Annotated in this window: 5 protein-coding genes, 2 tRNA genes and 4 rRNA genes; all 11 read right to left on the minus strand. The window is 51.6% G+C overall.

The window, feature by feature from the left end:
• Positions 1–107: 107 nt before the first annotated feature.
• The 11 genes from RGV06_RS10750 to ilvN all read right to left on the minus strand — a co-directional run bounded on the left by RGV06_RS10750 (position 108) and on the right by ilvN (position 12,057).
• A 16S ribosomal RNA gene (locus RGV06_RS10750) occupies positions 108–1,644 on the minus strand.
• A 480-nt stretch (positions 1,645–2,124) separates the two neighbouring features.
• A 5S ribosomal RNA gene (gene rrf, locus RGV06_RS10755) occupies positions 2,125–2,240 on the minus strand.
• Between the two features lie 150 nt (positions 2,241–2,390).
• Positions 2,391–5,282, minus strand: a 23S ribosomal RNA gene (locus RGV06_RS10760).
• 246 nt (positions 5,283–5,528) lie between these two features.
• Positions 5,529–5,604: transfer RNA gene (locus RGV06_RS10765), tRNA-Ala, on the minus strand.
• A 28-nt stretch (positions 5,605–5,632) separates the two neighbouring features.
• Positions 5,633–5,709 (minus strand) — tRNA-Ile (locus tag RGV06_RS10770).
• 81 nt (positions 5,710–5,790) lie between these two features.
• A 16S ribosomal RNA gene (locus RGV06_RS10775) occupies positions 5,791–7,327 on the minus strand.
• The 16S, 23S and 5S rRNA genes sit together here with 2 tRNA genes alongside, the layout of an rRNA operon.
• Before the next feature lie 461 nt (positions 7,328–7,788).
• Positions 7,789–8,421, minus strand: coding sequence for a protein-methionine-sulfoxide reductase heme-binding subunit MsrQ (gene msrQ, locus RGV06_RS10780; RefSeq protein WP_322149977.1), 633 nt, complete (start codon positions 8,419–8,421; stop codon positions 7,789–7,791).
• A complete protein-coding gene (gene msrP / locus RGV06_RS10785; protein WP_322149979.1) occupies positions 8,421–9,434 on the minus strand; it encodes a protein-methionine-sulfoxide reductase catalytic subunit MsrP in 1,014 nt (337 codons plus the stop codon). Before msrP ends, msrQ begins: the two co-directional genes overlap by 1 nt.
• A 63-nt stretch (positions 9,435–9,497) precedes the next feature.
• Positions 9,498–10,355: a CDP-diacylglycerol--serine O-phosphatidyltransferase gene (gene pssA, locus RGV06_RS10790; protein WP_322149980.1), complete on the minus strand. Its 858-nt coding sequence runs from the start codon at positions 10,353–10,355 to the stop codon at positions 9,498–9,500.
• Between the two features lie 144 nt (positions 10,356–10,499).
• The gene (ilvC, locus tag RGV06_RS10795) at positions 10,500–11,516 is read right to left on the minus strand and encodes a ketol-acid reductoisomerase (protein WP_019825983.1); all 1,017 of its coding nucleotides are present in this window, start codon (positions 11,514–11,516) and stop codon (positions 10,500–10,502) included.
• 49 nt (positions 11,517–11,565) lie between these two features.
• Positions 11,566–12,057, minus strand: coding sequence for an acetolactate synthase small subunit (ilvN, locus tag RGV06_RS10800; protein ID WP_016783407.1), 492 nt, complete (start codon positions 12,055–12,057; stop codon positions 11,566–11,568).
• Positions 12,058–12,059 lie beyond the last annotated feature (2 nt).

The following is a 12,059-nucleotide window of genomic DNA, read 5'->3' on the forward strand; positions in this document are numbered from 1 at the left end:
TCTAAGCTTTACGACAGAAAAACCACAGAGCGACTCTGCAGTTATCGTCTTCTACAATGAATCAAGCAATTCGTGTGGGAACTTATGGAGCAGCTGATGTCGTCGATTAAGGAGGTGATCCAGCCGCAGGTTCCCCTACGGCTACCTTGTTACGACTTCACCCCAGTCATGAATCACACCGTGGTAACCGTCCTCCCGAAGGTTAGACTAGCTACTTCTGGTGCAACCCACTCCCATGGTGTGACGGGCGGTGTGTACAAGGCCCGGGAACGTATTCACCGTGACATTCTGATTCACGATTACTAGCGATTCCGACTTCACGCAGTCGAGTTGCAGACTGCGATCCGGACTACGATCGGTTTTATGGGATTAGCTCCACCTCGCGGCTTGGCAACCCTTTGTACCGACCATTGTAGCACGTGTGTAGCCCAGGCCGTAAGGGCCATGATGACTTGACGTCATCCCCACCTTCCTCCGGTTTGTCACCGGCAGTCTCCTTAGAGTGCCCACCATTACGTGCTGGTAACTAAGGACAAGGGTTGCGCTCGTTACGGGACTTAACCCAACATCTCACGACACGAGCTGACGACAGCCATGCAGCACCTGTCTCAATGTTCCCGAAGGCACCAATCTATCTCTAGAAAGTTCATTGGATGTCAAGGCCTGGTAAGGTTCTTCGCGTTGCTTCGAATTAAACCACATGCTCCACCGCTTGTGCGGGCCCCCGTCAATTCATTTGAGTTTTAACCTTGCGGCCGTACTCCCCAGGCGGTCAACTTAATGCGTTAGCTGCGCCACTAAGAGTTCAAGACTCCCAACGGCTAGTTGACATCGTTTACGGCGTGGACTACCAGGGTATCTAATCCTGTTTGCTCCCCACGCTTTCGCACCTCAGTGTCAGTATCAGTCCAGGTAGTCGCCTTCGCCACTGGTGTTCCTTCCTATATCTACGCATTTCACCGCTACACAGGAAATTCCACTACCCTCTACCATACTCTAGCTTGCCAGTTTTGGATGCAGTTCCCAGGTTGAGCCCGGGGATTTCACATTCAACTTAACAAACCACCTACGCGCGCTTTACGCCCAGTAATTCCGATTAACGCTTGCACCCTCTGTATTACCGCGGCTGCTGGCACAGAGTTAGCCGGTGCTTATTCTGTCGGTAACGTCAAAACACTAACGTATTAGGTTAATGCCCTTCCTCCCAACTTAAAGTGCTTTACAATCCGAAGACCTTCTTCACACACGCGGCATGGCTGGATCAGGCTTTCGCCCATTGTCTAATATTCCCCACTGCTGCCTCCCGTAGGAGTCTGGACCGTGTCTCAGTTCCAGTGTGACTGATCATCCTCTCAGACCAGTTACGGATCGTAGCCTTGGTGAGCCATTACCTCACCAACTAGCTAATCCGACCTAGGCTCATCTGATAGCGCAAGGCCCGAAGGTCCCCTGCTTTCTCCCGTAGGACGTATGCGGTATTAGCGTCCGTTTCCGAACGTTATCCCCCACTATCAGGCAGATTCCTAGGTATTACTCACCCGTCCGCCGCTCTCAAGAGAAGCAAGCTTCTCTCTACCGCTCGACTTGCATGTGTTAGGCCTGCCGCCAGCGTTCAATCTGAGCCATGATCAAACTCTTCAGTTCAAACATCTTTGGGTTTTTAAGAAACCCTAAACTTGGCTCAGCAATCGTTGGTTACATCTTTGATTTCTCGCGGAGTAACTTGTGATGCTGATAATCTTGTTGACTATCAGTCTGACTCCACAAGCACCCACACGAATTGCTTGATTCAGTTGTTAAAGAGCGGTTGGTTTAGCTTTCGCTGAACCGAGGCGCGCATTCTACAGCAGCCTCTGTTGCTGTCAAGCGGTTATTTTAAGATGTTTTCAAAGTTTCCTCTGTAACATCAACCACTTGCGCTTTCGATCTCTCGTTAGCGGGAGGCGAATTCTACAGCGTTACACGCTGCTGTCAACACCTTATTTCCTGCTTCTTTCGATTGAGATAATCGAGGTGTTAGCCAGGCAAATGGCCTGATTAACAGCACAGGCTTTTTACAAAGCTTGTACTTATACAAAAACAAAATCCCCGTCTGCGCGAGCAGACAGGGATTTTGGAATTTAATCTTGACGATGACCTACTCTCACATGGGGAAACCCCACACTACCATCGGCGATGCATCGTTTCACTGCTGAGTTCGGGATGGGATCAGGTGGTTCCAATGCTCTATGGTCGTCAAGAAATTCGGTAGCCAGGTCGTTTACCTTTCGGTTTACGCTCCAGCGAATGGGTATGTAATAGTTGGTGTTTTGTGAGTCGCAAACTTTCGGTTTGTATCGTCTTCACACACCGCAATCTGGTCTCTTCGACGCAAATTGCTTGGGTGTTATATGGTCAAGCCTCACGGGCAATTAGTATTGGTTAGCTCAACGCCTCACAGCGCTTACACACCCAACCTATCAACGTCGTAGTCTTCGACGGCCCTTTAGGGAACTCAAGGTTCCAGTGAGATCTCATCTTGAGGCAAGTTTCCCGCTTAGATGCTTTCAGCGGTTATCTTTCCCGAACATAGCTACCCGGCAATGCCACTGGCGTGACAACCGGAACACCAGAGGTTCGTCCACTCCGGTCCTCTCGTACTAGGAGCAGCCCCTCTCAAATCTCAAACGTCCACGGCAGATAGGGACCGAACTGTCTCACGACGTTCTAAACCCAGCTCGCGTACCACTTTAAATGGCGAACAGCCATACCCTTGGGACCGGCTTCAGCCCCAGGATGTGATGAGCCGACATCGAGGTGCCAAACACCGCCGTCGATATGAACTCTTGGGCGGTATCAGCCTGTTATCCCCGGAGTACCTTTTATCCGTTGAGCGATGGCCCTTCCATACAGAACCACCGGATCACTAAGACCTACTTTCGTACCTGCTCGACGTGTCTGTCTCGCAGTCAAGCGCGCTTTTGCCTTTATACTCTACGACCGATTTCCGACCGGTCTGAGCGCACCTTCGTACTCCTCCGTTACTCTTTAGGAGGAGACCGCCCCAGTCAAACTACCCACCATACACTGTCCTCGATCCGGATAACGGACCTGAGTTAGAACCTCAAAGTTGCCAGGGTGGTATTTCAAGGTTGGCTCCATGCAGACTGGCGTCCACACTTCAAAGCCTCCCACCTATCCTACACAAGCAAATTCAAAGTCCAGTGCAAAGCTATAGTAAAGGTTCACGGGGTCTTTCCGTCTAGCCGCGGATACACTGCATCTTCACAGCGATTTCAATTTCACTGAGTCTCGGGTGGAGACAGCGCCGCCATCGTTACGCCATTCGTGCAGGTCGGAACTTACCCGACAAGGAATTTCGCTACCTTAGGACCGTTATAGTTACGGCCGCCGTTTACCGGGGCTTCGATCAAGAGCTTCGCGTTAGCTAACCCCATCAATTAACCTTCCGGCACCGGGCAGGCGTCACACCCTATACGTCCACTTTCGTGTTTGCAGAGTGCTGTGTTTTTAATAAACAGTCGCAGCGGCCTGGTATCTTCGACCGGCATGGGCTTACGCAGTAAATGCTTCACCCTCACCGGCGCACCTTCTCCCGAAGTTACGGTGCCATTTTGCCTAGTTCCTTCACCCGAGTTCTCTCAAGCGCCTTGGTATTCTCTACCCAACCACCTGTGTCGGTTTGGGGTACGGTTCCTGGTTACCTGAAGCTTAGAAGCTTTTCTTGGAAGCATGGCATCAACCACTTCGTTGTCTAAAAGACAACTCGTCATCAGCTCTCGGCCTTAGAATCCCGGATTTACCTAAGATTCCAGCCTACCACCTTAAACTTGGACAACCAACGCCAAGCTGGCCTAGCCTTCTCCGTCCCTCCATCGCAATAACCAGAAGTACAGGAATATTAACCTGTTTTCCATCGACTACGCTTTTCAGCCTCGCCTTAGGGACCGACTAACCCTGCGTCGATTAACGTTGCGCAGGAAACCTTGGTCTTTCGGCGTGGGTGTTTTTCACACCCATTATCGTTACTCATGTCAGCATTCGCACTTCTGATACCTCCAGCAAGCTTCTCAACTCACCTTCACAGGCTTACAGAACGCTCCTCTACCGCATCACCTAAGTGATACCCGTAGCTTCGGTGTATGGTTTGAGCCCCGTTAAATCTTCCGCGCAGGCCGACTCGACTAGTGAGCTATTACGCTTTCTTTAAAGGGTGGCTGCTTCTAAGCCAACCTCCTAGCTGTCTAAGCCTTCCCACATCGTTTCCCACTTAACCATAACTTTGGGACCTTAGCTGACGGTCTGGGTTGTTTCCCTTTTCACGACGGACGTTAGCACCCGCCGTGTGTCTCCCATGCTCGGCACTTGTAGGTATTCGGAGTTTGCATCGGTTTGGTAAGTCGGGATGACCCCCTAGCCGAAACAGTGCTCTACCCCCTACAGTGATACATGAGGCGCTACCTAAATAGCTTTCGAGGAGAACCAGCTATCTCCGAGCTTGATTAGCCTTTCACTCCGATCCACAGGTCATCCGCTAACTTTTCAACGGTAGTCGGTTCGGTCCTCCAGTTAGTGTTACCCAACCTTCAACCTGCCCATGGATAGATCGCCCGGTTTCGGGTCTATTCCCAGCGACTAGACGCCCTATTAAGACTCGCTTTCGCTACGCCTCCCCTATTCGGTTAAGCTTGCCACTGAAAATAAGTCGCTGACCCATTATACAAAAGGTACGCAGTCACCCAACAAAGTGGGCTCCCACTGCTTGTACGCATACGGTTTCAGGATCTATTTCACTCCCCTCTCCGGGGTTCTTTTCGCCTTTCCCTCACGGTACTAGTTCACTATCGGTCAGTCAGTAGTATTTAGCCTTGGAGGATGGTCCCCCCATATTCAGACAAAGTTTCTCGTGCTCCGTCCTACTCGATTTCACTGCAAAGATGTTTTCGCGTACAGGGCTATCACCCACTATGGCCGCACTTTCCAGAGCGTTCCGCTAACATCAATACAGCTTAAGGGCTGGTCCCCGTTCGCTCGCCACTACTAAGGGAATCTCGGTTGATTTCTTTTCCTCAGGGTACTTAGATGTTTCAGTTCCCCTGGTTCGCTTCTTAAGCCTATGTATTCAGCTTAAGATACCTAACTTATGTTAGGTGGGTTCCCCCATTCAGACATCTCCGGATCAAAGTCTGTTTGCCGACTCCCCGAAGCTTTTCGCAGGCTACCACGTCTTTCATCGCCTCTGACTGCCAAGGCATCCACCGTATGCGCTTCTTCACTTGACCATATAACCCCAAGCAATCTGGTTATACTATGAAGACGACATTCGCCGAAAATTCGCATGTTCAATTAAGAACGTTCACAAATTTTACCTTAGCCTGAATAAACACCAGTGAAAGTGTTATCCAGTCTAACTTTCTATTACATACCCAAATTTTTAAAGAACGATCTAATCAAAAGATCAGAAATCAACATTCACCATCGTTTGATGGAATGCTCATTTCTAAGCTTTACGACACAGAAGCAAGTTATGGTGGAGCCAAACGGGATCGAACCGTTGACCTCCTGCGTGCAAGGCAGGCGCTCTCCCAGCTGAGCTATGGCCCCATATTTCTACAGGCTTTTTACACAAAATTGGTGGGTCTGGGCAGATTCGAACTGCCGACCTCACCCTTATCAGGGGTGCGCTCTAACCAACTGAGCTACAGACCCAATTTTGGTCTGCTTCTATCGTCTTCTTCAATGAATCAAGCAATTCGTGTGGGAACTTATGGAGCAGCTGATGTCGTCGATTAAGGAGGTGATCCAGCCGCAGGTTCCCCTACGGCTACCTTGTTACGACTTCACCCCAGTCATGAATCACACCGTGGTAACCGTCCTCCCGAAGGTTAGACTAGCTACTTCTGGTGCAACCCACTCCCATGGTGTGACGGGCGGTGTGTACAAGGCCCGGGAACGTATTCACCGTGACATTCTGATTCACGATTACTAGCGATTCCGACTTCACGCAGTCGAGTTGCAGACTGCGATCCGGACTACGATCGGTTTTATGGGATTAGCTCCACCTCGCGGCTTGGCAACCCTTTGTACCGACCATTGTAGCACGTGTGTAGCCCAGGCCGTAAGGGCCATGATGACTTGACGTCATCCCCACCTTCCTCCGGTTTGTCACCGGCAGTCTCCTTAGAGTGCCCACCATTACGTGCTGGTAACTAAGGACAAGGGTTGCGCTCGTTACGGGACTTAACCCAACATCTCACGACACGAGCTGACGACAGCCATGCAGCACCTGTCTCAATGTTCCCGAAGGCACCAATCTATCTCTAGAAAGTTCATTGGATGTCAAGGCCTGGTAAGGTTCTTCGCGTTGCTTCGAATTAAACCACATGCTCCACCGCTTGTGCGGGCCCCCGTCAATTCATTTGAGTTTTAACCTTGCGGCCGTACTCCCCAGGCGGTCAACTTAATGCGTTAGCTGCGCCACTAAGAGTTCAAGACTCCCAACGGCTAGTTGACATCGTTTACGGCGTGGACTACCAGGGTATCTAATCCTGTTTGCTCCCCACGCTTTCGCACCTCAGTGTCAGTATCAGTCCAGGTAGTCGCCTTCGCCACTGGTGTTCCTTCCTATATCTACGCATTTCACCGCTACACAGGAAATTCCACTACCCTCTACCATACTCTAGCTTGCCAGTTTTGGATGCAGTTCCCAGGTTGAGCCCGGGGATTTCACATTCAACTTAACAAACCACCTACGCGCGCTTTACGCCCAGTAATTCCGATTAACGCTTGCACCCTCTGTATTACCGCGGCTGCTGGCACAGAGTTAGCCGGTGCTTATTCTGTCGGTAACGTCAAAACACTAACGTATTAGGTTAATGCCCTTCCTCCCAACTTAAAGTGCTTTACAATCCGAAGACCTTCTTCACACACGCGGCATGGCTGGATCAGGCTTTCGCCCATTGTCCAATATTCCCCACTGCTGCCTCCCGTAGGAGTCTGGACCGTGTCTCAGTTCCAGTGTGACTGATCATCCTCTCAGACCAGTTACGGATCGTAGCCTTGGTGAGCCATTACCTCACCAACTAGCTAATCCGACCTAGGCTCATCTGATAGCGCAAGGCCCGAAGGTCCCCTGCTTTCTCCCGTAGGACGTATGCGGTATTAGCGTCCGTTTCCGAACGTTATCCCCCACTATCAGGCAGATTCCTAGGTATTACTCACCCGTCCGCCGCTCTCAAGAGAAGCAAGCTTCTCTCTACCGCTCGACTTGCATGTGTTAGGCCTGCCGCCAGCGTTCAATCTGAGCCATGATCAAACTCTTCAGTTCAAACATCTTTGGGTTTTTAAGAAACCCTAAACTTGGCTCAGCAATCGTTGGTTACATCTTTGATTTCTCGCGGAGTAACTTGTGATGCTGATAATCTTGTTGACTATCAGTCTGACTCCACAAGCACCCACACGAATTGCTTGATTCAGTTGTTAAAGAGCGGTTGGTTTAGCTTTCGCTGAACCGAGGCGCGCATTCTACAGCAGCCTCTGTTGCTGTCAAGCGGTTATTTTAAGATGTTTTCAAAGTTTCCTCTGTAACATCAACCACTTGCGCTTTCGATCTCTCGTTAGCGGGAGGCGAATTCTACAGCGTTACACGCTGCTGTCAACACCTCATTTCCTGCTTCGATGACTTGAAGCTGACACTGCCGAAAACCAATCCAACTCATTGAAATTCAAGGAGTTTTCCGTTTCGACTGCGCCGGAAGTGGGCGAATTATAGGCCGTTACAGATCTGAGTCAAGGGTTAATTTTGGCGCTAGCAGCTGATACTGTTTTCTTCCTATATAGACGCGGAATTCGCCTCGTAACAGCGGGTATTCTTAGCATCAACAGGCACACACCTATAAAGGCGTAAACCGACCATTCCTTGAGGTCCGCTCGAACAATCCAAAGCATATGCAGCAATCCCAACCCAACAACCCCATACACCAAGCGGTGGAGCTTCTTCCAGCGCGCGCCCAGCCGCCGTTGACTGTAACGATTTGAAGTTACCGCCAAGGCCAGCAAACACAAGAAGCCCAGAGCGCCGACAATAATGTAGGGCCGCTTGCGTAACTCCACACCCAGCTGTGACCAGTCAAACCCCAGAACGAAAGTCAAATAGGCACACAGATGCAAAACCACATAAGCAAAACACCAGAGCCCTATCTGACGACGCACTGCAATCCAGCCTGGCCACCCCGTGAGCTTCTGCATCGGCGTCATGCTCAGTGTTACCAATAGCAGAATCAGCGCACCCAACCCTAACCGATCAACCAGTACTTTTCCCGGATCCGGGCCCAATGCAAAGATCCATGCCTCGTAAAGCCAATACACAGGCCACATGGCCGCTGCCGCGAAGACGCCTATGCGCAAAGCAAGAAACTTCATCAATAGTTCTTCCGCAAATCGAGACCAGCATATAAAGACGCCACCTCGTCCGCGTAACCGTTAAACATCTGGGTATCGCGCACATTAGGACTGAACAGACCGCTCGGCAGACGCCGCTCACGCGCCTGCGTCCATCGCGGGTGATCGACTTGAGGATTCACATTTGCATAAAAGCCGTACTCATCCGCAGCGATGCTCTGCCAAGTGGTTTTCGGCTGTTGCTCCACCAGACTGATTCTCACAATGGACTTCACACTTTTAAAACCGTACTTCCAAGGCACTACCAAACGTAGGGGGGCTCCGTTCTGATTCGGTAATTCACGCCCATACATGCCCACCGCCAATATCGCCAGCGGATTCATCGCCTCATCCAAACGCAACCCCTCAACATAGGGCCAGTCAATCAATGCAAAACCCGAACGCTGCCCCGGCATGACCTTGGGATCCTGCAAGGTTTCAAAGCGTATGTACTTGGCTTTCGATGTCGGCTCCACCTGTTTAAGCAATGCCGAAATGGGAAAGCCCATCCATGGAATGACCATAGACCAGGCCTCTACGCAACGCAGGCGATAAACCCGCTCTTCTAACTGATAAGGCTTCATAAAGTCTTCAAGGGCATAACGACCCGGCTTGCCCACCTCCCCATCCACGACCACTGTCCAAGGTTCGGTTTTCAAGGCGCCAGCATTCTGCGCCGGGTCACCCTTGTCGGTCCCGAACTCATAGAAGTTGTTGTAGTGAGTGGCGTCCTTGAAAGGCGTGATCGCCTCCCCGGTAACCGTGACCGCCTGCCACTTGGTCTGCGGGAGCTTATCGGTGAACCAGGCCGGTGCACTGCCCGGCTCGACATCCGCGTAGCGCACGGCATCTTCGGCACTGGCCCAGCGCGGTAGCGCGCCCGCAGCCATTGCGGCTAGCGAACTGCCAAGTAATGCACGACGGGATAAATAGAAGGATTCAGGCGTAACGTCCGACTCTTTACAGTCGGACGCCTTAGGCAGCTTGATAAGCATGACAACTCCGCAGTATTGGAGGGCTGATGCACCAATAGACTACGGAGTATGAGAGAAATTACATCACTCGGCGTTTTTGTTACGGCGCAAACGCAACAAGTACTGGATGGGACCCGATGCCGCATACGCCAGGAATGCCAGCAGCAGAATGCGCGGCGGATCGCTGAAGACAACAGCAAACACCAATACCACCGCAAGGATGGCGACAAAAGGAACGCGCCCCTTCAAGTCCAGCTCTTTGAAGCTGTTGTACTTGATATTGCTAACCATCAGCATGCCAGCAGCAGCCACCAGCAACGCAACCAGGAACGACATTTTCGAACCCTGGATCCCGTAATCACTGAATGCCCAGACAATACCCGCCACGACGCCAGCAGCAGCCGGGCTGGCCAGACCGATGAAATAGCGCTTATCCGCTTTACCCACCTGGGTGTTAAAACGCGCCAGACGTAACGCTGCACCCGCGACGTAGATGAAAGCCACCATCCATCCGACTTTGCCCATATCACCCAGTGCCCAGCCAAAAGCCAGCAATGCCGGAGCGACACCAAAAGCAACCATGTCCGACAAGGAATCGTACTCGGCGCCAAAAGCACTTTCAGTATTGGTCATACGGGCTACGCGGCCATCGAGACCATCCAGCACCATTGCGACAAAAATCGCGATAGCCGCAAACGCAAAATACTTGCTTGCTCCTGCAGTATCACCCGCGCTCATCGCGCTTTGAGCACTCATGGAGCTGATGATTGAATAAAAACCGGCGAACAGGTTCGCGGTGGTGAAAAGATTCGGCAGCAGATAGATACCACGATGCCGGACTTTGCGGCCTTCGGCGTCATGCCCTTCTTCGACATGCTCATCGATAGGCAGCAGGCTATCGGCGTCTGAAGCCGCTTTTGGCTCTTCGGGACGTTCGCTCATGGACATTACCTTGCAACGATATGGAAAGTTTCGGTAGAAGCTTGGGGCCAACACACACCCGCAAACGATCCTGCTTTATACCAGAAGCGGCCGCTTAAACGAAAAAACGCGGCCTAGGCCGCGTTTTTTCTACAGGTTTGAAGCTTAGTTCTTGGCTTGGTCGACGATTTTGTTCGCGCCGATCCAAGGCATCATCGAACGCAATTGCCCGCCGATGATTTCGATACCGTGAGCGGCGTTGTTACGACGCTTAGCAGTCATCGATGGGTAGCCAGTAGCACCTTCGGTGATGAACATCTTCGCGTATTCACCATCTTGAATGCGCTTCAGAGCATTACGCATTGCCTGACGGGACTCAGCGTTGATCACTTCCGGACCCGTTACATACTCACCGTACTCGGCGTTGTTGGAGATCGAGTAGTTCATGTTGGCGATGCCGCCTTCGTACATGAGGTCAACGATCAGCTTCAACTCGTGCAAGCACTCGAAGTAAGCCATTTCTGGCGCGTAACCAGCTTCAACCAGTGTCTCGAAACCGGCTTTAACCAGCTCGACAGTACCACCACACAGAACAGCCTGCTCGCCGAACAGGTCGGTTTCAGTTTCGTCTTTGAACGTGGTTTCGATGATGCCGGTACGACCGCCACCAACACCCGCGGCGTAAGACAAGGCTACGTTTTTGGCGTTGCCCGAAGCGTCCTGATAGATCGCGATCAGGTCAGGAATGCCACCGCCTTTTACGAACTCGGAGCGCACGGTGTGACCCGGTGCTTTTGGCGCGATCATGATCACGTCAAGGTCAGCACGCGGTACGACCTGGTTGTAGTGAATCGCGAAGCCGTGGGAGAAAGCCAGTGTGGCTCCCTTCTTGATGTTCGGCTCGATTTCGTCCTTGTACAGTGCCGACTGGAACTCATCCGGGGTCAGAATCATGACCAAATCTGCAGCGGCAACAGCGCTTGCAACGTCAGTTACTTTCAGGCCGTGAGCCTCAGCCTTGGCGACAGTGGCCGAACCTTTACGCAGACCAACAGTAACGTCAACGCCGGAGTCTTTCAGGTTGCAGGCTTGGGCGTGACCCTGGGAGCCGTAACCGATAATGGCTACTTTTTTGCCCTGGATGATCGAAAGGTCGCAGTCTTTGTCGTAATAAACTTTCATGATTTTCCCTTATATCCAGGCCATTCAGGCCAATTAGCATTTGTTAGTTTTAGATGCTGAGTACTTTGTCGCCACGGGCAATCCCGGTGACGCCACTGCGAACTGTTTCCAGGATCGAGGCAGTCCCAATCGACTGGATGAAACTGTCGAGCTTCTCGCTGGTGCCTGTCAACTGCACGGTATACACACTGGCGCTGACATCCACGATCTGCCCACGAAAAATATCCGTGGTGCGTTTGATTTCTGCGCGCTGTGCACCTGTTGCCTTGACCTTGACCAGCATCAGTTCACGCTCGATGTGAGCACTTTCCGACAGATCAACCAGCTTGACCACTTCGATCAGCTTGTTAAGGTTTTTAGTGATCTGCTCGATCACTTCATCATGCCCCACGGTGGTCAGCGTCAAACGCGACAAGGTCGGGTCTTCAGTTGGCGCCACAGTCAGGCTTTCGATGTTGTAGTTACGTTGCGAAAAAAGCCCAACAACGCGAGACAAGGCGCCCGGTTCGTTTTCAAGAAGCAAGGAAATAATGTGCCGCATGA

The sequence above is a fragment of the Pseudomonas sp. CCI3.1 genome, assembly GCF_034313985.1.
Lineage (GTDB): Bacteria > Pseudomonadota > Gammaproteobacteria > Pseudomonadales > Pseudomonadaceae > Aquipseudomonas > Aquipseudomonas psychrophila.